The 24,995-nt window shown below is 71.6% G+C and carries 24 protein-coding genes; 9 read left to right on the forward strand and 15 right to left on the reverse strand.

Going from position 1 to position 24,995, the window contains the following annotated elements; genetic code table 11:
* Nucleotides 1-80: 80 nt before the first annotated feature.
* The 5 genes from DFI_RS17855 to DFI_RS17875 form a co-directional block, all read right to left on the reverse strand.
* Nucleotides 81-992 carry a glycoside hydrolase family 43 protein gene (locus DFI_RS17855; RefSeq protein ID WP_027462256.1) on the reverse strand — a complete coding sequence of 304 codons (912 nt, stop codon included), beginning with the start codon at nucleotides 990-992 and terminating at the stop codon, nucleotides 81-83.
* On the reverse strand, nucleotides 989-2,029 hold the full coding sequence (locus DFI_RS17860; RefSeq protein WP_027462257.1) for a glycoside hydrolase family 43 protein: 1,041 nt from the start codon (nucleotides 2,027-2,029) through the stop codon (nucleotides 989-991). Before DFI_RS17860 ends, DFI_RS17855 begins: the two co-directional genes overlap by 4 nt.
* A complete protein-coding gene (locus DFI_RS17865; RefSeq protein WP_420810885.1) occupies nucleotides 2,026-2,931 on the reverse strand; it encodes a carbohydrate ABC transporter permease in 906 nt (301 codons plus the stop codon). Before DFI_RS17865 ends, DFI_RS17860 begins: the two co-directional genes overlap by 4 nt.
* On the reverse strand, nucleotides 2,928-3,866 hold the full coding sequence (locus tag DFI_RS17870) for a carbohydrate ABC transporter permease (protein WP_043777264.1): 939 nt from the start codon (nucleotides 3,864-3,866) through the stop codon (nucleotides 2,928-2,930). Before DFI_RS17870 ends, DFI_RS17865 begins: the two co-directional genes overlap by 4 nt.
* A gap of 90 nt (nucleotides 3,867-3,956) precedes the next feature.
* Complete coding sequence (locus tag DFI_RS17875) at nucleotides 3,957-5,258, reverse strand: ABC transporter substrate-binding protein (RefSeq protein ID WP_027462260.1); 1,302 nt, start codon at nucleotides 5,256-5,258, stop codon at nucleotides 3,957-3,959.
* A gap of 563 nt (nucleotides 5,259-5,821) precedes the next feature.
* Here DFI_RS17875 and DFI_RS17880 point away from each other — a divergent pair.
* Nucleotides 5,822-6,937, forward strand: coding sequence for an aldose epimerase family protein (locus tag DFI_RS17880; RefSeq protein WP_027462261.1), 1,116 nt, complete (start codon nucleotides 5,822-5,824; stop codon nucleotides 6,935-6,937).
* 9 nt (nucleotides 6,938-6,946) lie between these two features.
* Here the strand turns inward: DFI_RS17880 and DFI_RS17885 are convergent, their stop codons facing one another.
* Nucleotides 6,947-8,428 (reverse strand): glycoside hydrolase family 36 protein, encoded by a 1,482-nt coding sequence (locus DFI_RS17885; protein WP_051307519.1) that lies wholly within the window; start codon nucleotides 8,426-8,428, stop codon nucleotides 6,947-6,949.
* A 376-nt stretch (nucleotides 8,429-8,804) separates the two neighbouring features.
* On the opposite strand from DFI_RS17885, the gene DFI_RS17890 reads away from it, so the two are divergent.
* The 3 genes from DFI_RS17890 (at nucleotide 8,805) to DFI_RS17900 (ending at nucleotide 11,292) form a co-directional block, all read left to right on the forward strand.
* Complete coding sequence (locus tag DFI_RS17890; RefSeq protein ID WP_043777265.1) at nucleotides 8,805-9,764, forward strand: methionine ABC transporter ATP-binding protein; 960 nt, start codon at nucleotides 8,805-8,807, stop codon at nucleotides 9,762-9,764.
* A 53-nt stretch (nucleotides 9,765-9,817) separates the two neighbouring features.
* Entirely contained in the window at nucleotides 9,818-10,417 is a 600-nt protein-coding gene (locus tag DFI_RS17895; protein ID WP_420810888.1) for a methionine ABC transporter permease, read from the forward strand.
* 107 nt (nucleotides 10,418-10,524) lie between these two features.
* On the forward strand, nucleotides 10,525-11,292 hold the full coding sequence (locus DFI_RS17900) for a MetQ/NlpA family ABC transporter substrate-binding protein (protein WP_022802797.1): 768 nt from the start codon (nucleotides 10,525-10,527) through the stop codon (nucleotides 11,290-11,292).
* A 31-nt stretch (nucleotides 11,293-11,323) separates the two neighbouring features.
* Here DFI_RS17900 and DFI_RS17905 read toward each other — a convergent pair whose 3' ends face one another.
* Nucleotides 11,324-12,784, reverse strand: a complete 1,461-nt coding sequence (locus DFI_RS17905) for a mercuric reductase (protein WP_051307520.1) — start codon at nucleotides 12,782-12,784, stop codon at nucleotides 11,324-11,326.
* A gap of 102 nt (nucleotides 12,785-12,886) precedes the next feature.
* Here DFI_RS17905 and DFI_RS20360 point away from each other — a divergent pair, with 102 nt between their 5' ends.
* Together DFI_RS20360 and DFI_RS17915 are read left to right on the forward strand one after the other, a co-directional pair.
* Nucleotides 12,887-15,898, forward strand: a complete 3,012-nt coding sequence (locus tag DFI_RS20360) for an AfsR/SARP family transcriptional regulator (RefSeq protein WP_027462264.1) — start codon at nucleotides 12,887-12,889, stop codon at nucleotides 15,896-15,898.
* 96 nt (nucleotides 15,899-15,994) lie between these two features.
* The gene (locus DFI_RS17915) at nucleotides 15,995-16,768 is read left to right on the forward strand and encodes a 3-hydroxybutyrate dehydrogenase (protein ID WP_022802800.1); all 774 of its coding nucleotides are present in this window, start codon (nucleotides 15,995-15,997) and stop codon (nucleotides 16,766-16,768) included.
* Nucleotides 16,769-16,781: 13 nt separating this feature from the next.
* On the opposite strand, the gene DFI_RS17920 is transcribed toward DFI_RS17915, so the two are convergent.
* The 4 genes from DFI_RS17920 to DFI_RS17935 all read right to left on the reverse strand — a co-directional run bounded on the left by DFI_RS17920 (nucleotide 16,782) and on the right by DFI_RS17935 (nucleotide 21,073).
* Entirely contained in the window at nucleotides 16,782-17,219 is a 438-nt protein-coding gene (locus tag DFI_RS17920; protein WP_022802801.1) for a response regulator, read from the reverse strand.
* Nucleotides 17,216-19,531 carry an ATP-binding protein gene (locus DFI_RS17925; protein ID WP_051307521.1) on the reverse strand — a complete coding sequence of 772 codons (2,316 nt, stop codon included), beginning with the start codon at nucleotides 19,529-19,531 and terminating at the stop codon, nucleotides 17,216-17,218. The genes DFI_RS17920 and DFI_RS17925 overlap by 4 nt, the downstream gene beginning before the upstream one ends.
* Nucleotides 19,528-20,079: a biliverdin-producing heme oxygenase gene (locus DFI_RS17930; protein ID WP_051307522.1), complete on the reverse strand. Its 552-nt coding sequence runs from the start codon at nucleotides 20,077-20,079 to the stop codon at nucleotides 19,528-19,530. Before DFI_RS17930 ends, DFI_RS17925 begins: the two co-directional genes overlap by 4 nt.
* Before the next feature lie 193 nt (nucleotides 20,080-20,272).
* Nucleotides 20,273-21,073 (reverse strand): alpha/beta fold hydrolase, encoded by an 801-nt coding sequence (locus tag DFI_RS17935; protein WP_027462267.1) that lies wholly within the window; start codon nucleotides 21,071-21,073, stop codon nucleotides 20,273-20,275.
* 49 nt (nucleotides 21,074-21,122) lie between these two features.
* Between DFI_RS17935 and DFI_RS17940 the strand changes: the two genes are divergently transcribed.
* Nucleotides 21,123-21,929 carry an enoyl-CoA hydratase/isomerase family protein gene (locus DFI_RS17940; RefSeq protein ID WP_051307523.1) on the forward strand — a complete coding sequence of 269 codons (807 nt, stop codon included), beginning with the start codon at nucleotides 21,123-21,125 and terminating at the stop codon, nucleotides 21,927-21,929.
* 262 nt (nucleotides 21,930-22,191) lie between these two features.
* Nucleotides 22,192-22,959 carry a substrate-binding periplasmic protein gene (locus DFI_RS17945; protein WP_027462269.1) on the forward strand — a complete coding sequence of 256 codons (768 nt, stop codon included), beginning with the start codon at nucleotides 22,192-22,194 and terminating at the stop codon, nucleotides 22,957-22,959.
* A gap of 41 nt (nucleotides 22,960-23,000) precedes the next feature.
* Here DFI_RS17945 and DFI_RS17950 read toward each other — a convergent pair whose 3' ends face one another.
* Both DFI_RS17950 and DFI_RS17955 read right to left on the reverse strand, forming a co-directional pair.
* Entirely contained in the window at nucleotides 23,001-23,402 is a 402-nt protein-coding gene (locus tag DFI_RS17950) for a (R)-mandelonitrile lyase (protein WP_027462270.1), read from the reverse strand.
* 140 nt (nucleotides 23,403-23,542) lie between these two features.
* Nucleotides 23,543-23,746: a hypothetical protein gene (locus DFI_RS17955; RefSeq protein ID WP_022802808.1), complete on the reverse strand. Its 204-nt coding sequence runs from the start codon at nucleotides 23,744-23,746 to the stop codon at nucleotides 23,543-23,545.
* A gap of 196 nt (nucleotides 23,747-23,942) precedes the next feature.
* Between DFI_RS17955 and DFI_RS20365 the strand changes: the two genes are divergently transcribed.
* Nucleotides 23,943-24,311 carry a hypothetical protein gene (locus DFI_RS20365; protein ID WP_155864502.1) on the forward strand — a complete coding sequence of 123 codons (369 nt, stop codon included), beginning with the start codon at nucleotides 23,943-23,945 and terminating at the stop codon, nucleotides 24,309-24,311.
* A 187-nt stretch (nucleotides 24,312-24,498) separates the two neighbouring features.
* Here the strand turns inward: DFI_RS20365 and DFI_RS20370 are convergent, their stop codons facing one another.
* Both DFI_RS20370 and DFI_RS21095 read right to left on the reverse strand, forming a co-directional pair.
* Entirely contained in the window at nucleotides 24,499-24,732 is a 234-nt protein-coding gene (locus DFI_RS20370; protein WP_027462271.1) for a hypothetical protein, read from the reverse strand.
* On the reverse strand, nucleotides 24,642-24,986 hold the full coding sequence (locus DFI_RS21095; RefSeq protein ID WP_081425741.1) for a transposase: 345 nt from the start codon (nucleotides 24,984-24,986) through the stop codon (nucleotides 24,642-24,644). Before DFI_RS21095 ends, DFI_RS20370 begins: the two co-directional genes overlap by 91 nt.
* Nucleotides 24,987-24,995 lie beyond the last annotated feature (9 nt).

Below are 24,995 nucleotides of genomic sequence, written 5' to 3' on the forward strand. Positions count from 1 at the left end.
TGAAGCAGATCACCGCCGGTCGTGTGCCGGGGCGGCCAGGGAGGAGGAACCTGGCGCACGGCCGCCTTCACCGCACCAGCTCACGGCACCACGGCCACCGGCCGCCCCGAGGCCCAGCTCAGCGGCGCCACGTGCAGCTGCCGCATGGTGTGCGCGGCGTCCCAGGCGTGGAACACGAGGTGATCCTGGTCGCCGCGCTGCGTGACGCTGGCGTGCCCCGGCCCGATCAGCCCGCGGCCCGAACGCAGCACCGCCGCGCCCGGCTGCGGCTCCTGGAACGGGCCCAGCGGGTGCGGGGCGGTCGCGTGCCCCACGCCGTACGTCTCCCCGATCCAAGCGCCGCCCGAGTACAGCAGGTGAAAGGTGCCGCCCCGCTCCAGCACGAACGGCCCCTCCAGGGTGTGCCAGTCGAACACGCCGCCGTAATGCGGCATGGCGCGCTCCGCCTGATACCGCTGCCAGTCGCCGCTGGCCCGCAGGACCGTGCGGACCTCGCCCAGCCGGGTCATGTCATGCAGCGGCGCGGCCGCCAGCACCGTGCCGGGCCGCTCGCCGCTCAGGTCATCCCGCGCGAAGTACAGGAACCACTCCCCGCTGGCTGTCCGGAAGGGATGCGGGTCGATGGCGAACGGCTCCTCCGGCGAGAGGTTCAGGCCCAGGTCCCGGAAGGGTCCGGTGGGGTGCGGCGCCGTCGCCACGCGCAGGTGGTGGCCCCGGTCGCCCTCTCCGACCGAGTAGTACATGAAGAACGTGCCGCCGTGCTCCGCCACCTCCGGCGCCCAGTAGTCGCGCGGCTCCTCGTCCAGCGGGAGCAGCGCCCCGCCGCAGGACGTCCAGTGCTCCAGGTCGTCGGAGGCCAGGACCTCGAACACCCGGCCCTCCACCACGCGGCCCGTGCCGTACGCGTAGTACCGCCCGGCGTGGCGCAGCACGAAGGGATCGGCGAAGTACCCCGGGTACAGCGGCCCCACCGGCGCTGGGCCGCCGGTCACGGTTTCGCCGCCTTCACGGCCGGGCGCGGCTGCGGGCCCACGGTCGGGCCGCTGACCTTCACCTTGCCGTTCTGGAAGCTCACGCGGTCCAGGTACAGGGACCGGTACCCGGCCTCATCCCCGATATACCCGGCGGTCCAGGCGTGGTACGCCAGCCAGGTCTGCCCGGCCGCGTCGGTCACGACCGTCTGGTGCCCAGGCCCGGCCACCTTCCCGCGCGAGACCAGGATGGGGTTCTCGGCGGCCTTGCGGTACGGGCCGGTGACCTTCTTCGCGGTGGCGTACCCCACGGCGTACAGGTCGGAATCGAACGGGCCGGCCGAGTACAGCAGGTAGTAGTCCGCGCCCCGGCGGTACAGGGTGGGCGCCTCGATCACGTTGCCCTCCCACAGCGCGAAATTGCTGATCAGGGTGCTGGCCTTGCCGGTCAGTTTCAGGCCGTCGGCGGACAGCGGTTGCAGGTAGATGCTGGTCGTCTGGTTGCAGCAGTTCCCGTCGTTCTTCCACAGCAGGTACGCCTTGGCGCCCTGGTCCACGAACGGACTCGCGTCGATGGACCCGCCCTGGCCGGCCTGACACACCAGCGGCCCGCTGCCCTGCGCCTTGAACGGCCCGGCAGGCGTTTTCGCGGTGGCCACGCCGATGCACTGCCGGCCGGATTTGCGGTCGCGGGCGGTGAAGTACAGCAGGTACGCCCCGCGCAGCCGCACGACCTCCGGCGCCCAGGTCAGGCCCGGCTGCACCCACGCCGGCAGTTTCGGCATCGCGTCCCCGCGCACCTCCCAGCCCACGAGGTCGCGGCTGACGGCGTACGGCACATTCCCGCGGCTGCCGTTCGTGGCGTACGCGTAGTACCGCCCGGCCCCGTCGTTCAGGATGAAGGGGTCGGGAAAGTTGGCGTCCAGCACCGGGTTGGTGAAGGTCTTGGACGTGCCGGAGGTCTGGGCCGCAGAGGTCTGGGCGGTCGTCGGCAGGCCGAACACGGCGCCGGCCAGCACGTCTGCCAGGCCCAGGAGCAGGGGGCCGCGCCCGGTCATTCCTTAAGCCCCGTGGTGGACAGCCCCGCTTCCAGGAACCGCTGCGCGACCAGGTACGCGATGAGCGCCGGCACGGCCGCCAGGGTGGTGGAGGCCATCAGTTTCCCGTACTCGGTCACGTACCGCTGCGAGAAGGTCGTGATGCCCACCGGCAGCGTCATCTTGTCCACGTCGGTCACGGTGTACAAGGGCCACAGGAAGTTGTTCCACGACCCCATGAACGCGAACACCGCCAGCGTCACCAGCGAGGGAATGCTCAGCGGCAGGATGATCCGCCACAGGATCATGAAACTGCCCGCGCCGTCCAGCCGGGCGGCTTCCTCCAGTTCACGCGGCACGCTCAGGAAGAACTGCCGCAGCAAAAACACGCCGAACACGCCGCTGATCCCCGGCCAGATCAGCGCGTGGTACGAATTGATCCACCCGAAATTCAGCATCATGATGTACGTGGGCACCAGCGTGACGATCCCGGGAATCATCAGGCTGGACAGAATGAACCAGAACCACGTGTCCCGCCCGGGAAAGCGCATCCGGGCCAGGGGATACGCCGTCAGCGCGCACAGCGCCACGTGCCCCATCGTGAACAGCAGCGCCACCAGCAGCGAATTCCAGGTCCAGCGCAGGATGTTTCCGTCTGGCGAGGTCAACACCGCGCGGTAGTTGTCCAGCGTGGGGTGCAGCGGAATCCACTGCACCGGCGAGGCGATGGCGTCCGCCTCGGATTTCAGGGACGTGGAGATCATCCAGTACACCGGCGCGAGGAACAGCGCGGCCAGCACGCACAGCAGCAGGAACCGCGGCAGGTCGCGCGGCCAGCGGCGCCGCGGCGCGGCCCGCCGCACCGCCGCCTCGGCCCCGGTGGCCGCGCCGGAGTCCGGGAACGGAGAGACCGGCGCGCTCACGCGGCGCCCCCTTCACGCGCGTCGCGCGCCATGATCCGGAACTGCGCGGCCGTCAGGATCAGCATCATCAGCCCGAACACGAACCCCATCGCGGCGGCACTGGAAATCTGCGCGTTGGTGAAGCCCTCCTCGGTGATGTACTGGATGACGCTCTGCGTGGAGCGGTTCGGGCCGCCCGCCGTGATCACCAGCGACTGCCCGAACAGCTGGAAGGACGCCAGCGCGGTCGTGATGAACACGAACAGCGTCTGCGGCCCCAGCAGCGGCCAGGTGATGAACCGGAACTGCTGCCCCGGCGTGGCCCCGTCCAGCGAGGCCGCCTCGTACAGGCTGCTGGGAATGTTGCCCAGCGCGGCCAGGTACAGGGTCATGTTGAACCCCACCGTCCACCACACCGTCCCCACGACGATCGGCACCCAGGCGAGCCCCTCGGTGGACAGCCAGGGAATCGGCGGCGCACCGGTCAGGAGTTCACGGGCGGCGTTCACCAGACCGATCTGGTTGTCGAACATCCACCGCCACAGGATGCCCATCACGGACACGGTCAGGATGCCCGGCAGGAAGAACACGGCCCGGAAAAAACTCCGGCCGAAGATCGGGCGGTAGAGCAGCAGCGCCAGCCCCAGCGCCGCGGCGACCAGCAGCGGCACGCTGACCACCGTGAACAGCGTGGTGTTCAGCAGCGTGCGCCAGAAGAACTCGGATTGAGGGGTCCCGCTGCTCAGCAGGTTCCGGTAGAACTCGGTCCCCACGAAGGCCTTCTCCGGGTTCAGCAGGTCCCAGCGGTGCAGGCTGATGTACAGCCCGTACCCGATCGGGTACACCGTGAACACGAAAAATAACACCGCGTGCGGCAACAGGTACAGGTACGGTTCGGGCGACAGGCGCCGGCGGGCGGGCGCGGCGGACAGGGGTCCCGCGGGGTGCGTGGTCATCGGACGTGAACCTCCGGGCAGGGGGTGGCCGGGGAGCGGGCGCGGCGCCGTGGGTCAGAGTCGTCCACGGCGCCGCGCCTCCCGGGGGCGTTACTTGAAGTTCTTGCGGGCCTGCTCGATCTGCTTGTTCGCCTCTCGCACACCGTCGTTCAGGGCCTGCTGCACGGACTTCTTGCCCAGGTACGCCGCTTCCCACGCGGCGTCGAAGGGCCCCATCACCTGCCCCACCCACGGGTAGCCGCTGGTGGCGTACACGCTGTTCAGCCGGTCGAAGATGCCGCTGATGGGCGTGCTCTCGAACTTCTTGTTGCTGGCGACCGCCGCCTGCGTGGGCAGGCTCCCGGTGGACGTCCACTGCAGGTTCTGCGCGGGCTGCGCCATCCAGGCCAGGAACTCCAGGGCCGCGCGGCGTTTCTCGGCCGGGTACCCGGCGCGCTGCACGGGCAGGGTCAGGTGGCTGGACCCGCCCCACGCCGCGTCACGCACCGTCCCGCCGATGCGGGGCATGAACGTCACGCCGAAGTTCATCTTCTGCGACTCGAACCGGTCCAGGTACCACTGCCCGCTGGGGAACATGCACACCTTGCCCTGCGAGAACGCCGCGAGTTCCGCCTCCTCCGTGGAGTTCGGACGGGCCACTTGGTACTTCCGCACGAGGTCCACCAGGAACTGCACGGCGCTCACCGCCTGCGGGGAGTTGAAGGCCGCGTTCTGATTCTTGTCCGTCAGCGCCCCGCCGTTTTGCAGGATCGCGGCGTACGCGGCGCGGGACCCCACCCAGTTGTTGTACAGGCTGACGCCCCAGGTGCTCAGGTTCTTCGGATCAAAGCCGGACTGCGTGGACGTGCGGCCGTTCTTGTCCACGGTGCACTGCTGCGCGGCCTTCAGGAACTCCGCACGGGTGCGGGGCGGCTTGGTGGGGTCCAGGCCGACTTTCTTCATCAGGTCGCGGTTGTAGAACATCACGTACGCCACACTGGAGATCGGCACGCCGTAGGCCTGATTCTTGTAGTCGGCGGTGGCGAACAGCGGTCCGAAGAACTTGCTGCGGTCAATCCCGGCACTCTTCATCTCGGCGGCCGTCAGGGGCGAGACGGCCCCCCGCGCGATGAAGCCCGTGATCTGGTCCTCGTTGATCACCGCGATGTCGGGCGCGCGGCCCGAGGCGACCAGCGCCGGAAGCTGCTGCCAGGTGGTCGCCCACGGCTGCGCCTGCGCCCGGATCTCGATGTTCGGATGCGTGGCGTTGAAGCGCTTGACGAGGTCCTCCATCACGGGGCGGTCGGGGCCGGTGAACCCGTGCAGGTAGGTCAGCGTGACCTTCTGCGCGCCGGCGGCCCCGAGGGCCAGCATGGCGAACAGGGCGGCGGTCCGGGGCATGGTCCTTGTCATGTGATGCCTCCTGAATGGTCCTGGGAAGGGACGGGAGGAGCTGCCGGCCGGGGCCGGTGAAGCGGGCAACGATATGAGCAGCAGGAGCGGGGCCAGCACGTCAGGGCCGCGGCATCCGGCACGGAAGGGCCGGAATCAGCGGAGTGAAACTGAACTAGACGACGAAATCGAGCCTAACATGGCGCCAGGAGCGGGTCAATTTGATTCGTGGTCACCCGAATGACCATGTGGAAACGCTAAAGCATGAGCACGGTGACGGCATGACGAGCGGGAGTTTGGATGCCCGGCAACAGTGCCCGCCAGGCCATCTGGTGAGTGGCTCCCGGCAGCACGCCCGCGCTTTTTCGTCTTCATGCCTGCGGGTTCAGTTGAAGGTTGATGGGACGCGGGGCAAGATAGGCCATGTTCCTGACCTGCTGCGAACCGCGCCCGACGAAGGGTCGCGCGAGGCCCTGGACCGCGCGAGAACCTTCGCTGCGGGCGGCCGTGAACTGGGCGAGGCGCGGGCGCCCGTCCTCCTTCGCCGGCGCGTGGGGGCCGCGCGTGCTCCGGCAGGGGAGAGAGTGAACGCGCCGGCTCCCACGGTCACGGCCCAGCCCTGGGGCCACACGCCCCGCGGCGAGCCGGTCACCCTGTACACCCTGAGCGCCGGTCCCCTCAGCGCCGAGATCATGGATTACGGCGGCGTGATCGTCCGTCTGCTCGCCCCGGACCGCTCGGGCACCCGGGAAGACGTGGTGCTCGGGCACGACCGGCTGGAACCGTACCTGGACCGCGCCACCTCGCCGTACTTCGGCGCGCTGATCGGCCGGTACGGAAACCGGATCGCCGGCGGCACCTTCACGCTGGACGGCCAGACGTACCAGCTCGCGCGGAACAACGGCCCGAACGCCCTGCACGGCGGCCCGGGCGGCTTCGACCAGCAGCTCTGGGCCGGTCACGCCCACGCCGGACCTGCCGGCGCCGTCCTGGAACTCACCCGCCGCAGCCCCGCAGGTGAGGAAGGCTACCCGGGCACGCTGGACGTGACCGTCACGTACACCCTCACGCCGGGCGGCACGCTCGACCTGACGTACGCCGCCCACACCGACGCGCCCACCATCGTGAACCTCACGCAGCACACGTACTGGAACCTGAGCGGCGACGCCCGGCGCGACATCCTGGGCCACCGGCTCACCGTGAACGCCGACCGGTTCACGCCGGTGGACGCCACCCTGATTCCCACCGGGGAGCAGGCGGACGTGACCGGCACGCCCTTCGACCTGCGCACGCCGCAGCGTCTCGGGGACGCCCTGGCCCAGCACGCTGCCCACCCGCAACTCGGGCACGCGGGCGGGTACGACCACAACCTCGTGCTCTCGGGCGGGGAAGGCCAGTCCGGCGACCTCGTGCACGCCGCCACCCTGCACGACCCCCAGTCCGGACGCGTGCTGGACGTGCACACCACCGAACCCGGCCTTCAGCTGTACACAGGCAACTTCCTGGACGGCACCATCACGGGCAAGGCCGGGCGGCGCTACGACCGGCACTGGGGCCTGTGCCTGGAAACGCAGCATTTCCCGGACTCCCCCAACCAGCCGGCGTTCCCCTCCACCGTGCTGCGCCCCGGCGAGCGCTACGCCTCACGCACCCGCTTCACCTTCGGCACGGCTCAGGAAGAAGGCGCCCTCACCGGCTGACCGGGCCGCTCAGGCTGGCCCCCGGACGCTGTGAGGCGGCTGCCCGTCCTGCCAGTCGTCCGTGAGGTTGAAGGTCGCCCGCGTGAAGTGCGTGACGGCCGGTCCGTAACTGCGGGTCAGGGTGCGCGGGCGGTCCGTGCGGCTGACCTCCAGGCAGCGGCGCAGCAGGTTCAGGCCCTCCTCGTCCAGCATCCTGATCGGGTCGCTGCTGGCCCGCAGGCCGCCGATCACGTCCAGCATGCCTGCAACTGTCCCGCGCTCCTCGGCGCTGAGCAGGCTCAGTTCGCGGCGGCAGATGGCGACGTCCGGGTCCGGCTGGTACCACGCGTGCTGGTACCAGCGGCTCAGGCTGGTGTGCAGCGCCGCCCGGGCGCTCGGCGCGGTGCCGTCACCCAGCCACACGCGGCGGGTGTGGTCGTCCCAGTAGGGGGCCACGTCCGGCCCGGTGCGCATGGCGTCCACCAGCCCGATGCTCTGCGCCAGCGGCGCCCCGCAGCCCAGCAGGAACGCGTCCTGACCCGCGCCGTCCCGCAGGCCCTGCAGGCCCCGGCGGTAGGCGTCCGCCCGGCCCACCGTGGGATCGAAGCGCACGCCCGGCAGCGCCGCCCCGAACAGGAAATCCAGTTTCAGGTACGGGTACCCCCACGCGCGTGCCGTGGCCGTCAGCTCCCGCAGCCAGGGCAGCACGTCGGGGTGCGTGGTGTCCAGCACGGGGTACGGCCCGCCCCAGTTGTGCCCCACCGGCAGCGGCCCGCCGTCCGGGCCGCGCACCAGCCAGTCGCGGTGTTCCGCGAACAGCTGTGATCCCGGCCCCACCAGGAACGGGGCCAACCACAGGCCCGGCGTGAAGCCCAGTTCGCGCAGCGGTCCGGGCAGGTCGCGGGCGTGCCCGCCGAAGTGCGCGGCTGGCCGGGTCCAGTCGCCCAGGTCGGCCTGGAAGCCGTCGTCGAGCTGGAAGACGTCGAAGGGCAGCCCGCGTTCCCGGGCGAGGCGGGCGTTCTCCAGCATGGCGTCCAAGGTGACGTCGCGGTAGTAGCTGTACCAGCTGCACCAGACGCGCAGCGGCGCCGGCTGCCGGGCCCCCATCGCCCGCCCCAGCCGGGCCGCCAGGGCCTCCACCGCAGCGGTCACGTCGGCCGTCTCCTCCCACACGACCGGCACCTCCGGCCCCTCCAGCGTGCGGGTCACCTGCACGCCGTCGCCTTCCACGCGCGTCTCCCACTGCGCGAAGGTCCGGGTGGCGTCCAGCACGCCGCCCACCCAGCCACCGCCGTCGCCGCGCACCAGGGCGATCAGGGTGTGGCTGCGCCACACGCCGCCCAGGCCGCTGGGCAGGAAGCCCGGGTCGTGGCCCTGGTCGTGCCGCCACGCCATTGCCGGGCGGGCCTGCACGTCCGTCAGGGGGCGCAGCTCCGCCTCGCTCCACGACTGGTACCCGCTCACCAGCACCTTCAGTGCCTCCACCCGCACCGGTAAATGCCATTCCCGCATGCCGCCTCCTGAGTGGTCGTGACCTGCCCCGAGTGTGCCACCGGCGGTCCCTGGACCATGCTGGACAAGTTGTTGACAGCTCTGATCCACTGGTCTACAGTTGCACCGGCTTCAGCACAGGAGCCGCCTTTATCCAGAGTCGGCGTGAGGTCACTGGACCACGGACCGCCGCAGCAACCAGCCCTCATCACGGCGGGTGCTTTCCAGCCCTGCGCACCCCAACGATGACCACGGGTGGCAGAACGGGTAAAGGAAGGGCGTACCTCATCACAGGTTCAGCAGCGACATTCTGTCCCCTTCCGACGCGACCAGTCCCAGGAAGGGGATTGCCGTTTTCCGGCGCCCCTTTCACCCACGAAACGCCGGAGCCAGTGTCATGCCTCAGTTCCCCCCCGCCTCAGCGCCTCCCGCGCTGGACTTCCAGCAGGTCCGCAAGACCTACCCCGGCCAGCCCCAGCCGGCCCTGCACGACCTGACCCTGCACGTGCCGCGCGGCAGCCGCATGGGCATCATCGGCCGCAGCGGCGCCGGAAAAAGCACCCTGGTGCGCCTGATCAGCGGCCTCGACCACGCCGACGCCGGCGTGCTGCTCGCCCGCGGCGAGGTGGTGCACGGCCCGCAGCTGCGCGCCCATCAGGCCCGCACCGGCCTCGTCTTCCAGCAGTTCAACCTGCTGGCCCAGCGCACCGCCCTGCAGAACGTGGCCCTGCCGCTCGAACTGCGCGGCGTGCCCCGCGCCCGGCGTGACGCCCTGGCGCGCGAGCAGCTGCGGCTGGTGGGCCTGGAGGCCCTCGCTGACCGCTACCCCGCTCAGCTCTCCGGCGGGCAGAAGCAGCGCGTCGGGATCGCCCGCGCCCTGGTGACCGGCCCGGACCTGCTGCTCGCCGACGAGGCCACCAGCGCCCTGGACCCCGAGACCAGCGCCAGCATCCTGACCCTGCTGCTGGACATCCAGCAGGAACGCGACCTGACCCTGGTGATCGTGACGCACCAGATGGAAGTAGTGCGCGCCGTGACCACCCACGTCGCCGTGCTGGACCACGGCACCATCGTCGAGACCGGCGAGACGGGAACCGTGCTGCGCGCCCCGCAGCATCCGGTCACCCGCGCGCTGCTCGGCGCGCACCGCCCCCAGGTCCCGCTCGCCGACCACGAAACCCTGCGGCATCTGACCCTGCCGGACCTGAACCCGGACACGCTGGCCGCGCTGGCCCGCAGCGGCGCGCGGCTCGTGCAGGCGCAGGCGCACCTGCAGGGCGTGGACGTCTGGCTCGCCGTCAGCGCCCACCTTCCCCTGCACCTGCCTGGCAGCGCGCCGCTCGCGGTGGGCGCGTGACCGCCGAGGTGCTGTGGCCGCTGCTCGGGCAGGCCACCCTGGAAACGCTGTGGATGGTGCTGCCCGCCGCCCTCGTCGCGCAGCTGCTCGGCACGGCCCTGGGCGTGCTGCTCACCCTGTGGCGCCCCGGTGGCCTGCGCCCCAATCGCGCCGCGTTCCAGCTGCTGGACGCAGCCGTGAACATCGGTCGCAGCGTACCGTTCATCATCCTGCTGGTCCTGCTGATTCCGGTCACGCGCCTGCTGACCGGCACCAGCATCGGCTCGACCGCCGCCATCGTGCCCCTCGCGGTCGCCGCCATTCCCTTCGTGGCCCGCCTGGTGGACGGCGCGCTGCAGGAGGTGCCGGCCGGCGTGGTCGAGGCCGCCCGTGCCATGGGCGCCACCACCGCCCAGACCGTCTTCAAGGTCCTGCTGCCCGAGGCGCGCCCCGCCGTCATCCACGCCTTCACGGTGATGCTCGTGAGCCTGATCGGGTCCAGCGCCATGGCCGGCGCGATCGGCGGCGGCGGCCTGGGCGACCTGGCGATCCGCTACGGCTACCAGCGTTTCGACACCGGCGTGATGGTCGCCACGGTCGTGGTTCTGCTGCTGCTCGTGCAGGGCATGCAGTGGGCCGGGGACCGCGCGTCCGCCTGGACCGACCACCGCTGACCTTTCAATCACCCGGCGTACCCTTCCCGCCCCGCATCGCGCGGCGTGCCTCCCGTCCCTTTGCCCCCACATTCCCGGCGCCCCCGGCGCCTCCCAAGGAGTTTCCCATGCGCATCCCTGCCCTGCTGACCGCCCTGCTGCTCACCACCGCCTCCGCCGGCACCCTGCGCGTCGGCGCCAGCCCCGTGCCCCACGCCGAGATCCTGAACTTCGTCAAGCCGCTGCTCGCCAAGCAGGGCGTGACGCTGGTCGTGCGTGAATTCAGCGATTACGTCCAGCCGAACCTCGCCCTGGCGGACGGCAGCATCGACGTGAACTTCTTCCAGCACGCCCCGTACCTGAGTGCCTTCCAGAAAGACCGTCCGCTGGGGATCGTGGCCGGCGCGAAGATTCACGTGGAGCCCATCGGCGTGTACAGCCGCCGCGTGAAGGCCCTGCGTGACCTGAAGACCGGCGCGACCATCGCCATCCCCAACGACCCCAGCAACAGCGGCCGCGCCCTGAAACTGCTCGAACGAGCCGGCCTGATCCGCCTCAAGCCCGGCGTCACGACCGGCGCGACGCCCCTGGACATCGTCAGCAACGTCAAACGCCTCAAGTTCCGCGAGCTGGAGGCCGCTCAGCTCCCCCGCGCCCTGGCCGACGTGGACGCCGCCGTGATCAACACCAACTACGCCCTGGACGCCAACCTCAACCCCCTCAAGGACGCCCTGACCCTGGAGGACGCCCGCAGCCCGTACGCGAACCTGCTGGCCGTGAAGCCCGCCACGCTGAAAAACCCCGACTACCAGAAGCTGGTCAAGGTCCTGCAGAGCGCCGCGGTGCGCGAGTTCATCCTGAACACCTACAAAGGCGCCGTCGTTCCGGCCTTCTGAGCCGCGCAGTTCATCCCTTGCCGCCCCCGCCTCAGCGGGGGTCGTTCCTTTCCTGAGCGCCAGGGACCTCCACCGGGTCCTGCATGAACAGGTTGTTCAGCGCCTCGCTCCAGGTGGGGTGCGAGAAGATCCCCTCCCGCAGGTCGGCCGCGGTCAGGCCGCCGTGCAGCGCCACCTGCAGGACGCTGAGCAGCTCGCCGCCCCCGGCGCCCAGCACGGTCGCCCCGAGCAGCCGGTCCGTGCTGGCCTCCACCACCGCGCGGATCAGGCCGCGCGTTTCCCCGGTCTCGGTGGCGCGCGCCACCTTCGACATCGGCAGGGTGTACACCCGCGCCGGCCGCTCCTGCTCGTGCGCGCCCTGCTCGTCCAGGCCGATTCGGGCAAGTTCCGGGTCCGTGAACACCGTGTACGGCACCAAGCGGTCCCGCCACGAACGGTGCGTGCCGTGCAGCAGGGCGTCCCGCACGATCCGATAGTCGTCGTATGCGGCGTGCGTGTAGGCCGGCCCGCCCCGGACGTCCCCGAGGGCGTACACGCCGTCCACGCCCGTGAGCAGGTCGTCGTTCACGCAGATGTGCCCGTGGTCGTCCACCTCGACGCCCGCGGCGTCCAGGCCCAGGTCGTCCGTGTTCGGGGTGCGGCCCACCGCCACCAGCAGGTGCGTGCCGTGCAGCGTCTTTTCGCCCTTTGGGCCGCGCACCCGCAGGCTCAGGCCGCCTTCCGCGCGGCGGGCCTCCAGGGCCTGGTGCCCGCACAGCACCGTGACCCCGTCGGCCGTCAGGGCTTCGGTGAGGGCCGCGGCCACGTCCTCGTCCTCCCGCTCCAGCAGCCGCTCGCCGCGCTCCAGGACCGTCACGTCGCTGCCGAACCGGGCGAAGGCCTGCGCGAACTCCAGCGCCACCGGCCCGCCCCCCAAGATCAGCAATTTTTCGGGTCGCTCCTTGAGGCCCAGCAGGCCGGTGGAATCCAGGGCATCCACGTCCTGCAGCCCTGGCAGGTCCGGCCAGGTGGGCCGGGCGCCGGTGTTGATGAACACCAGCGGCGCCTCGAACGCCCGGTGCGTGCCGTCCGGCAGGGCCACCTGCACCGCGTGCGGGCCGGTGAAGCGGGCGCGGCCCATCACGACCTCCACGCCTGCCTCCGTCAGGCCCTGCTCGTTTCCGGATCGGAACTGCGCCACCACCTCATCCTTGCGGGCCTGCACGGCCGGGAAGTCCACGTGGACCTTCCCGGCGTGCACGCCGTACTCGCCGGCCCGGCGGGCCAGGTGCGCGACGCGGGCGCTGGCGATCATGGTTTTCGTGGGCGTGCAGCCCTCGTTCACGCAGGTGCCGCCCACGTGCGTCGCCTCGACCAGCACGACCCGCCGGCCGGCATCCGTCAGGGCGCGTGCCAGCGGACCGCCCGCCTGGCCGGCCCCGAGCACGAGCGCGTCGCAGCGGGTCAGGGCCTCGGCAGCGGGGGGAGTGGAAGGGGAACGGTCATCGGACATGGTGGCCTCCTGCTGCCACTGAAGCGCACAACCAGGCCGGGCAGTGTAGCGGGGCACACCCGGCACGGTCCGGGCAGCGCGTCCCCTGCTAGCATCCCGGCAATGGCCCCTTCCTGGCGTGAACTCACGTCCGCGCGCCGCGCCCGCTGGCCGGTGGTGCGCGGCGCCCTGACCCGGCCGCGCCTGCACGCGCCGGACGGCGCGCAGGTGATCACGGTCGTGGCGCCCGCCGGGTACAGCAAGACCACCACCCTGGCGACCGCCGACCTGCGCGACGCCCGCGCCTGGCTCACCCTGGACGCCGACGACGCCGACCCGCAGGTGTTCGTGGCCGGGCTGTCCCTGGCCGTCGAGCAGCTTCCCGGCGGGCACGGCCCGGCCGCGCTGATGGACGCCGGCACGCCACCGCGCCGCGTCGCGGCGAAGGTCGCCGACGTGCTGGACGCCAGCCGCGCACTGCTCGTCATTGATGAGGCACACCACCTGGGCGGCGGCCTGCTGGACGAACTGCTGCGGGAACTGCTGGATTGCGGGCAGGGGCAGGTGGCGCTGCTTTCCCGAGTCCCGCTCTCTCTGACCGAACTCACCCGCCTGGACGCCGCGGGCGTGCTCGCGGCGCTGGGCGTGGAGGACCTGACCTTCACCCCGGAGGAACTCGGGGCGCTGTTCGCCGCGCAGGGCGTCACGCTCAGCCGCCCGGACCTGCAGCACGCGCACGCGCTTACCGAAGGCTGGCCGATCGCGGTGCGGTACCTCGCCCAGGCGTGCGCACAGGGCCGGGTGCAGCTCGCGCGGCTGTCCGACCTGGACGGCGGGCCGCAGCTCGCCACGCTGTTCACGTACCTGGCGCAGGAGGTGCTGGGCCCGCTGGACCCGGCGCTGCGGGACGTGTTGGTCAGCGGCAGCCTGTTTGAGGACCTGACCCCCGCCCTGCTGCGGGACGTGCTGGGGCTGGACACCGGCGGAGAGCTGCTCGAAGCCCTGTCGCGGTCCGGGACGTTCCTGACCCGGCAGGGCGAGGGTGCGTACCGCGCCCACCCGCTGCTGCGCGCCCACCTGCGCGCCCAGCTGCCGCCCGGCGAGGTGGTGGCCCTGGCCGCCCGCGGGGCGGCGCACCACGAGGCGCTGGGCCACCCGCGCCGCGCCATGGCCGCGCACTTCCTTGCCGGGAACACCGACCGCGCCGCGGCGCTGCTCATCCGGCACGGCCCGGACTGGCTGCGCGCCGGGCGGCTTTCCCTGGTGGAAAAGGCCCTGGAGCGCCTGCCGGCCGCGGCGTGGACCGCCGAGGTGCACGCGCTGTCTGGCGACCGGCACCGCCTCGCGTCGCGGTACCCGGCGGCGCTGCACGACTACGCCCGCAGCGGCGATCTGCAACGCGCCCTGGGTGAGGCGCAGGTCGCGCTGGACACCGTGCAGCCGGACCTGGGCTGGGACGCGCTCGCCCGCGCCGAGGCCCTGGCGGCCGCCCACCCGGAGGGAGCGGCCATGCTCGCGCAGGTGCGGCGCATGCGGGCCGAGAACCTGCTGAACGCCGGACGGCTGGCCGAGGCGACCGCCCTGGAACCGGACCTGCAGCGGTCCGCGCGGTACGCCCTGCGCTCCGGCGACCTGGACCGGGCGCTGCAGATGGCGGACGACGCTGCGCGGGGCGAGGTGGGCGGCGCGCGCGCCGCACAGAACCACCGCGAGGGCCTGCTGCTGTCCAGTCTGCTGCACGCCGCCACCGGAGCCGCGGACCTCGCCTCCGCCCGCGCCCGGGACGGGCTGCGCGAGGGCGAGCGGCTCGACAGCCCGTTCGTGCGGGCCCTCGCGCTGGCGCGGCTGGGGCACGCCGACCTGACGGTGGGCGCGCTGGACAGCGCGCAGGCGCACTACGAGGCGGCGCAGGCCACGGCGCAGCCGGTCACGCAGCGCCTGCAGACCGAGGCGCTGATGGGCCTGGCGTACCTCGCCGAGCGGCGCGGCGAGCCCGGCCGGGCGCGGGACCTGCACGAGCAGGCGCTGGCGGCCAGCATGGGCGACGCCTACATGCGCGGCCTGCTGCACCTGATGTACGCCCTGGCCGCGCTGCACGCCGGCCACCCGGACGCCGGGCGCTGGGCGGCAGCACGCGCGGCCTTCCTGGCGTGCGGCGACGCGTTCGGACTCGCGGCCGTGGCGCTCGGCGAGGCCGCGTCGCTGCCGGCCGGGACGGTCACGGCGCCGGAGGCCGCGCAGGCCGCCGCGCGGTACCCGTTCCTGCTCACCCGGCGCGCCCTGAGTTCCCCGTTCCCTGAAGGGCCGCGGCGCGCGCAGCTGCTCGCGCGACTGGCCGCCGACCACCCGGCGCTGCGGGAGGCGCTGCTGTCGCTGGCCGCGGCGCTGGGGTACGCGCAGTTGCCCCTGCCGACCGACACGCCGGGGTTCAGCGTGCAGGTGCAGGTGCTGGGCCGGGTGGCGGTGACGCGCCTCGGTGAGGGCCGCCCACGTGACTGGGGCCGGGCGAAGGCGCGGGACCTGCTGCTGCTGCTGGCCGCGCACGTCGACGGCGTGCCGCGCGAGCAGGCGCAGGAGCTGCTCTTCCCGGACGCCGACCCGGGCGTGGGCGAGCGCAACTTCCGCGTGACGCTGCACGCGCTGGGACAGGTGCTGGAGGAGGGTGCCCCCAGCGGCGTGTTCCTGGAACGCGGCGACTGGGTGAGGCTGCGCGGCGGCCCGGACCTGCACGTGGACCTGTGGGCGGCGCAGCGGCAGCTGCAGCTGCCGGCCGGCACGCCGGGGCGGCTGGACGCGCTGCTGGAACTGCCGGGCGCGCTGGCCGATTCGGAGCTGCCGCCGGTGCAGGAGGTGGCGGCCGCGTACGCCGCGCAGCTGCCGGACGCGCTGTGTGCCGAGGCGCTGCTGGCCGTGCAGGAAGGACAGGTGGAGCGGGCGGTGGGGGCGGCCGGGGCGGTGCTGGCGCTGGACCCGGCGCACGAGCCGGCCGCGCGGCTGCTGATGCGGCTGCACAAGGGCCGCGGGCACGGCGCGGCGGCGCGGCGGGTGTATGCGCAGCTGGAAGTCGCGCTGAGGGAGCTGGGCCTCACGCCGTCGGACGAAACGGCGGCGCTGGCCGGGCGCCTGCTCGGCTAATGAGAATTGTCCGGTTGTACGCGTGTCAATTTGTGTACAACTGAACATCCTGGAATCCGTAATCGGCCCGTGACGGCCCGCGCCTACACTCCCCGCATGACCCAGCCCGTTCAGGAAGACCGCACGGCCCTCGTCACCGGTGGCACCAGCGGCATCGGCCTCGCCATCGCCCAGCGCCTTCAGGCGGACGGCCTGCGCGTCGCCGTGCTGGACCTCGACCGCCCCCAGGGCCGCGACGTGGCCGCCGCCCACGACCTGCACTTCATCGGCGCGGACCTCAGCAGGCGCGCCGACTGCCGCCGCGCCGTGGAGGAGACCGTGGCCGCCCTCGGCGGCGTGGACGTGCTGGTGAACAACGCCGGCTTCCAGCACATCGACCCCATCGCGGAGTTCCCGGAAGACACCTGGGACACCATGCTGCACGTCATGCTCACCGCGCCCTTCCTGCTCAGCAAGTACGCCTGGCCGCACCTGCGCCGCAGCGGGCACGGCCGCATCATCAACGTCGCCAGCATCCACGGGCACGTCGCCAGCCCCTTCAAGAGCGCCTACATCAGCGCCAAACACGGATTGATCGGCCTGACCCGCACCGCCGCGCTGGAAGCCGGGGAGCAGGGCCTCACCGTGAACGCCATCTGCCCCGGGTACGTGCGCACGCCGCTGGTCGAGGGCCAGATCGCCGACCAGGCCCGCACGCGCGGCATCACCGCCGAGGAGGTCGAACAGAAGGTCATGCTCGAACCGGCCGCCATCAAACGCCTCCTGAACCCGGAGGACATCGCCGCGCTCGCCAGTTACGTGGCCTCCCGCGCCGCGTGGGGCATGACCGGCGCCGTGTTGGACCTCGATCTCGGCTGGACCGCCCGCTGACCCCCGCCCGGCCTCAGCCGGGCTGAGGCACGGGCGGCTGCACCAGTTCGTCCAGGCGCCCAGCCAGCGCCGTGAACTCGTCGAAGGCCAGCGGCTTGGTGATGTACGCGTCGGCCCCCAGCGCCTGCGCCCGCTCGCGGTCCACGCTGGCGCTGGAGGTGGTCAGCACGATCACCTGCAGGCCCGCCAGGCGCGGGTCGCTCCGCACCGCCTCCAGCACCTCGAAGCCGTTCATGCGCGGCATGTTCAGGTCCAGCACCACGGCGTCCGGCAGCGGCCCGCCCTCCTGCAGCACGGCCATGGCCTCCACGCCGTCGCGCGCCACCACGAACTCCAGGGCGACACCGGCGTGCTGCAGCGCCGCTTCCATCAGGAACACGTCGGCGGCGTTGTCCTCGGCGAGCAGCAGACGCCGCACGCCGCGCATCTCCCCGCCCTCCACGGCGGTCACGCGCCCGCTCCAGACAGGGGCATGGCCGGGGCCGGCAGGTCCAGCGGCAGCCGCAGCGTGAAGCGCGCGCCGGGCCCGGGCGCGGCGTCCAGGCTGAGGGTCCCGCCGTGCAGTTCGGCGATCTTCCTTGCCAGCGGCAGCCCCAGGCCGGTGCCGGCCGGATCGTCGGTCTGGCCCGGCACCAGCCGCTGGAACAGCTGGAAGGCGCGGTCCCGGTACTGCGGGGGAATGCCCGGGCCCTGGTCGGCCACCGTGAAGGTCGTCGAGTGCGCGTCCTGCCGGACCGTGACCGTCACCGCCGACCCCGGCGGGGAGTACGTCAGGGCGTTGACGACCACCTGCCGCAGCGCCTCGCGGCCCTTGACCGCGTCCACCCGGACCGGCCGGTCGGCGCCGGACGCGCCCGAAACGTCCACCGTGACCCGACCGGCGGCGCCGGGCACGGCTTCCACTACGTCCTGCACGAACTGCACGGGGGTCACGTCCACCGGCGAGAGGGCCGGGTAGGACAGCAGCTCGATGTACGCATACAGGTCCGTGATCAGGCGGTGCAGCCGCCCGGTCTCGCGCGTCACGAATTGCGAGAGCGTGCGGGATTCCGGGTCGATGTCCGCGCCCTGCCGCAGGCCGAACAGCTCCACGAACTGATGGATCAACCGCACCGGTTCCTTCACGGTGTGTGCGATCACGAACGCCAGTTCCCGCCACTCAGCGCCGCTGCGCGCCAGCTGGTCGTTCAGGCTGCGCAGCGTGGTCAGGCGCTCGCCCAGCGTGGCCGTGAGCGTCTCCCCCAGCGCCGACGCCTCCGAACGCTCGCCCTCGTGCCAGGGCAGCGCGCGCCCCTGCACGGTTTCCAGGTACGTCTCGAACGACTGGCGCGGCCCCAGGCCGTCCTTGGCGAACTCGGGCGTCGCGCCGCCCCACGCGACGGTGCGCGGCACCTCCGGGCGGAACCACAGCAGCGCTTCGCGCCAGCCGTGCCCGATGCTCAGGGCCAGCAGCCCGCTCGCCACGCCCGGGAGCTCCGCCGCGGGCGGCCAGGCGGCGCCCAGTTCGTCGGTGCTGTACAGTGTGCCCGGCTCCGTCGCCCGCAGCCAGCCCAGCAGGGCCTCCAGGTCCGCCGTGCCGGGCGCGGCGCCCAGCGTGCGCCACTGGCCCTCGAAGTGCAGGGCCAGCCCGCCGGCGTTCATCAGTTCCCGCAGCCGCAGGCCCGGGTCACTCAGGGCGTCCAGCGGCGCGGTGGACCGCGCGGCCGCCTGCAGCACCCGCTGGTGCCCGCCGCGCAGCCGCTCGCGGAAGGCGTCCACCTCGGCGCGCTCCTTGAGCTGCACCTGCAGGTTCAGCAGCCGCCCCAGCTCCTCCAGGGTGCTGCGCAGCTCCGGGCTGGTCACGAGCGGCGTCTGGTGGTGACAGGCGATCAGGCCCCACAGGCGGCCGTCCACCACGATGGACACCGACAGGCTGGACGCCACGCCCATGTTCCGCAGGTACTGCAGGTGGATCGGCGACGTGGCGCGCAGCACCGCGCCGCCCAGCGGCACCGGCGCGTTCGTCACGGGGTCCAGGCGCGGCAGCAGCGGCACCGGCGCGGCGTTCACGTCCGCGGTCAGGCGCAGCAGGTGTCGCACGTACAGGGCCCGCGCCTGCGGGGGAATGTCCGACGCCGGAAAGCGGTGCGCGAGGAAGCTGCCCAGGTCCTCCCGCCGCGCCTCGGCGAGCACCTCGCCGCTGTGGTCCGGCCCGAAACGGTACAGCATCACCCGGTCGAAGCCGCTGAGGTCCCGCGCGGCCGTGACAGCCACCTGCGCGAGCTCCACGAGGCCGGTCGCGCCTTCCATGGCGAACACGGCGTTGCGGCGCCGGTAGGCGAGACCGGCCGTGTCGGGTTGGGTGGGTTCCAGTTCCACGATCAGGCGCTCCCCGACGCGGTGCGCGGTCAGGATGAGCGGCGCGGCGACCCCCGCGCCGGTGTGTAGCGGCACGCGGAACTGCACGTTATCGGCCACGCCGTCCGGCAGCGCCTCGGCGATCTGCGCCTCAACGCGTGCGCCGTCCACGCCGGTCAGTCCACCCAGCAGGGCGCCCAGCGGCCGACCCAGCGCCTCCGGCGCGGCCACGCCCAGGAACGCCGGCAGGTTCTCGCTGACCTGCAGCACCTGCCCGCCCTCCGCGTTCACGACCAGCAGCGCCCCGTGCGGCTGCACGCTGCCCGGAATGTGAATCGGTTCGCGCTCGCAGTTCTCGGTGGTGATCTCCGGACCGCCCAGGTACGTGGGAGGCAGCAGGTTCGCCTCCGGGTTCGGGCCGGTCACGCCAGCGCCCCGTGGAAGGCCAGGAAGGTCCGCCGCGCGCCGCGCAGCACCGCGTCCTCCTGCTCCGCCGGCACGCTGCCTTCCAGCGCCGCCCGGAAGGCCTTCCAGCGCGCCCCGGTATGCACGCCGTGCCCTGCGAAGTACGCGCCGCCGTCCTCGGCGCTCAGGCCCAGGCGGCCCAGCTGCCGGGTGATCAGCTGCCCGCCCAGCGTGGACCCCTCCAGCACGTAGCACGCGCCCAGCGCCTCCGCGCCGGTCAGGTCCGCCCACACCTGCGCGCTGCCCGGGTCCGGGGGCACCGGCGCTTGGTCCAGGCCGCGCAGGTCCGCTTCCAGCAGCGCCGCGCGGCGCCGCTCCGGCCATTCCAGCGCCTCCGGGAGAACCAGAGCGTCCAGCCGCGCCTCCAGGGGCTGTACCACCGAGTAGAAGGCCTGCAGCACGCCCACGTAGTCCTGCAGGGTCAGGTCCGGGTGCATCAATGGCAGCCGGGCCTCCAGCGCCGCATGCTCACTGGAAGTCTCATCTTTCAGCCGCTGTAACAGGGTCACTTCCCTAAGAATACCACCGAGCATTTTTTCACTCAGACCTGACCGCCAATTGGCGGGGGTCAGGCAGCGCCCGCGCGTCACCCGGGCAGGGACCCTGCCCCCAGATTCCGGTAGGTCCGTAGCGGCCCGGCCCGGTCGAGGGGGATCGCGCACCTGCCCGTCATGCCCGGGTCCAGCGCCGGAATGACGCCGTTCACACCGCCCCCCGTCCGGTCACCCGCGTGACGAAGGCCGCCATGGCCGCCAGCGTCACGTCCGGCGCCTCGCGGTGCGGGGTGTGCCCGCAGCCGGGCAGCAGCAGCGCCTCGGCGTGCGGTCCGATGCCGCGCACGATCGCCTCCACCTGCGCGGGCGTGCCATACCCGTCGTCCAGGCCCTGCATGACCAGCGCCGGCACCCGGATCCCAGGCAGGTACGCCTCCAGGTTCCAGGTCAGGAACGCGTCGCTCAGCCACGTGTCGCTCCAGCCGCGGAAGGCCACGTCCACGTGATCGTGGTGCCGCGCCAGGCGCCCGCGCAGGTCCCCCGCCTCGTACGCGGCGACCGCCTCGCGGATGCCCTGGCGGCTCAGCTCCTCGTTGAAGACGTGCGCCGCTTCAGTCACCACGCCCCGCAGCCCCGGCAGCGCGGCCGCCCCGGCGTGAATCAGCGCGACGCTCCCGCCGTCGGAATGCCCGACCAGCATGTGCTCCCTGACATCCAGCGCGCGCAGCACCTCCGGGAGGACGTCCAGCGCCTCATGGTGCAGGTACGTGACCGGGCGGGGCAGGGCCGCTGGGCCGCTGCGGCCGTACCCGGCACGGCTGTACGCCATCCACCCGCACCCGGTCGCGGCCGCGAGCCGCGCCGGGAAGTCCCGCCACAGCCCCGCGCTGCCCAGCCCCTCGTGAAGAAACACCAGCGTGGGCGCCTCCTGTGGGCCCGGACCGGCGCGCTGGACCTCCAGTGGGATCCCGCCAACGTCGTGCAGGAAGGCTTCCGGTTCGGCGGACATGCCCGGAGCGTAGCGCAGCCGGCCTGCCCGGGCGGTTTACCCTGAGGCCATGACCGACCCCGCCTCCCACCCCGGCCTGCGCCAGGACCGTCAGGGTGACCTGCTGATCCTCACGCTGGACCGGCCTGCCGTGCGCAACGCCCTGAACACGCCCCTGATCCGCGCCCTGCACGCCGCGCTGGACGCCGCCGCCGAGGACCGCGCGGTGCGGGGCGTGGTCCTCACCGGGGCGGGCGCGGCCTTCTGCGGCGGGCTGGACATCGAGGAACTCCAGGCCATGAGCACGCAGCCGCCCGAACGGCACCGCGCGGACGCCCAGGCCTTCGGGGCGCTGCTCGAACGCCTGTACCTGCTGCCCAAACCCACCTTCGCGGCCGTGAACGGGCACGCCGTGGCGGCCGGGGCGGGCCTGGTCGCCGCCTGCGACCACGCGGTCATGGACGCCCGCGCCAGGCTCGGGTACACCGAGGCGAAGATCGGGTTCGTGGCCGCGCTGGTCGCCGTGTTCCTGATGCGCCAGATTCCTGAGAAGCACGCCCGGGACCTGCTGCTCTCCGGCCGGCTGGTCACCGCCGCGGACGCCGCGCGCATGGGCCTGGTGAACGAGGCGACCCCGGAAGGGGAGAGCCTGACCCGCACGCTGGCCATCGCCGCTCAGGTCACCGCGAACGCGCCGTACAGCCTGCGTCAGACCAAGGCCATGCTGGCCGACGCCCCCACCCTGAGCGTGCAGGAGGGCCTGCGCCGCGCCACCGACCTGAACGCCGCGGCGCGCGCCAGCGCCAGCCTGAAAGAAGGTGTCACCGCCTTCCTGGAAAAACGCCCGCCGGACTGGGCGGCCCTGCAGGAAGACTGAGCATTCAGGAAGTCCTGTGACAGCCTGACAGATCCCGCCCGGGGCACAGGGATAAGGGCTTTCAAGCGGATGCGCCCTGCACGCCCACCTGAACACACTTCCTGGCGCTTTCCGGTGACAGGCAGGCGGGGGCGGACCACCCGAGCTGCCCTGTGAGAGAACGGAGAGACTCCGCGCAGCACAATGCGCTGTACAAGACAGCTGACGGGCACCCAGGCGGTGACTTCCAGTCAGCGTCCGTCACGCTGCCAGGAGACCCACTGTGAAGACCCCCCGCCTGTTCACCACCCTGACCCTCGCCACCCTCGCCCTGACCTCCGCCGCCCAGGCCCGCAGCCTGAATGACATCCTCAAGGACGGCACCCTGCGCGTCGCCACCGCCGCCGACATCCCCCCCTTCGGCTTCGCGAGCGGCACCACCGTCACCGGCTTCGAGGTGGACCTGATCACCGCCGTCGCGGCCGACATGGGCCTGAAGGTCAAGCTTGTGCCCGCCCCTATCGACCAGCTGTCCAAACTGCTGAACAGCGACGCGGTGGACGTCGCCATGAGCGCCCAGGCGATCACCAGCACCCGCGAGAACCGCGTGGACTTCACCACGCCCACCAGCTGCAGCGCCGTGTCCATGGTCAGCACCAGCCCGAAACTCAAGACCCACACCGACCTGGCCGGCAAGACCATCGTGGTCGGCTCCGGGTCCATCATGCAGAGCTTCGTGCAGAAACTCCCCTTCGACAAGAAGGTCAGCGTCGTGCCCACCAGCCAGGACGTGATGTTCTCCATGATCAGCGGCCAGGCCGACGCCACGTTCATGTACAGCGCCATGCAGCCCGCCATCAAGCAGATGTTCCCCAAAGCCACCCTGTACTTCGGGCCGGAACTGTGGAGCGTGCCGCAGGGCATGATGATCCACGAGGACGCCACGGCGCTGCGCCTGCGCCTCAACGCCGGCATTCAGCGCCTGCTGGGCAACGGCAAGTACGCCACCATCAGCACCAAGTACTTCGGGAAGGACGTCCGCTGCAAGTAAGAGCGGCGACCTGACGAACCGGGGACCCGCAGGTCCCCGGTTTACTGTTCCGACCCGTACTCGGCATCCGTCACGTGCTCCAGCCAGTGCACCGCCTCCCCATTCAGGCGCTCGTGAATGGCGAGGTGGGTCATGACCTGACCCGGCGCCGCACCGTGCCAATGCCGCTCACCCGGCGCGAACCACACCACGTCGCCCGGGTGCAGGTCCACCACCGGGCCGCCCTCCCGCTGGGCGCGGCCCAGGCCGTCCGTGACGATCAACGTCTGCCCCAGCGGATGCGTGTGCCACGCCGTCCGGGCACCCGGCGCGAAGGTCACGCGGCTGCCCGCAGCGCGCGCCGGGTCCGGCGCCGTGAACAACGGCTCGATGGTGACCTCGCCCGTGAACCACTCGGCCGGACCGCTCTGCGCGGCCACGGTGCCTGCCCTGATGATGTCCATGACGCCCACCGTAGCGCGGAGCGGGCCCAGCCGAAATCCCGGCACGTCTCCGCGCCTTGCTCAGGGCCATGCCGAAAGCGAAGCGCCCCCACCAAATCAGCATGAGAGTCCCTTGTGCCCGTCGATGGCGGGCAAACGGTTCAGTGATGCGGGTTGGACCATACCCGCAACTGCGTGCCGCGGGGCCCCGGGAACCGGCCCTCCACCAGCCAAGTTCCGATGCTGGTGACCACGACGTCCCCCGCCCTCGGCGCGTCCACGCCCTGCGCGAGGCTCAGCACGACCGCCCCGTCACTCAGCTTTTCGACCCTGGAAATCTGCCGGTCCGCCAGAAAGGTCTCCATGCCCCATCATGATTCGCTGCCCCGGCAGCCGCCTACCCCCGCGCCGGATCCTGAATCCTGCTTACCTGTTGCTCACCGTGGCCACGGTGGATCCTCTGCAGGCCGCGCGGAAACCGGCTGATTCCCTGCAGCGGATCAGGTCGACTCTGGAACGCACCTCAATACCGGACGCCAGCGGGACCGTTGGCATGACCACGTGACCCACGTTCACGTCGGTACGTTCGACATCCAGGTCTGGGATCGAGTACCGGCGCACGACGCGACACTGCGGCAGCGCGCCACGCTGGTCGATGAATATAACCTTCACAGTCGCGAGCCCGGAATCATCCCCACGGTCACCATCGCTCCTCAGGGTGGTGACCCCGCGCTCCTAGTCTCGCAACATCGAGCGCTCGATCCCCAGGGGTTCCCACTCGGCGTGGTCGTCGTGCCGGACACCAGTCTTGTGCTGATCGGTGCCGCCCAGCGGCTCCTGGCGTATGACTTCATAACCCCCGAAAGATCTGGCTCTAGGAAGAACATGTGGAAATCGGCATCCCGGGATTGGCCCAGCATGACGAGATGATCACGATGTCCGGCGAACTCTCCCTCACGCCCATGATCTACAGGGTCGGGTCGCATCCGGACCCCTGAGTCAGGTTCAGCGGTCGTTGCGGCGTGCTCCACATTCAGACCAGAATGAGCACCCGTCCGGTTGGCAGCTGCTCCTTCCGATCATCGTGGTGTCCCTCAGCATTCGGCGCCGGGTGGGTTCAGCGGACCTCGACGACCTCCACGCGACCGCGGAATTCGCCGATGGCGAGGCGACTGTCTGCCCACTGCAACGTGGTGATCTGGGCGGCGTCCCCGCGGAGGTACGGGCCGATCTGATCGCCGGTGCGCAGACTGTGGATGCTCACGGCCTTGAGGTTGCCGCCCTGACCCTGGTTCGTGGGCGCCACCGCAAAGCGGGCGCAGTTGGCGTTCGTGTATGTGAAGCGGCCCAACTCCGATGGATGCGTTCCCACACGCCAACCATCTTCAACGGACGGAAGTGGTCGTACATCGTCTGCCAGGGCGGAAAGTCGTGGGGCAGTGCCCTCCACGCGGTCACACTACGCAGCACGTACAGCACGGCACTGACGATCTCGCGGGTTGACCACCGTGAAGGCGCCCCTCGCGCAGAACGTGGGGGCCACACTCCACTCAGCATTTCCCACTCGGTATCAATGAGGTCGGAATCGTACGTCTGTGACGACATCCTTTATGT

It is taken from the genome of Deinococcus ficus (genome assembly GCF_003444775.1).
In the GTDB taxonomy this organism is placed as follows: domain Bacteria; phylum Deinococcota; class Deinococci; order Deinococcales; family Deinococcaceae; genus Deinococcus; species Deinococcus ficus.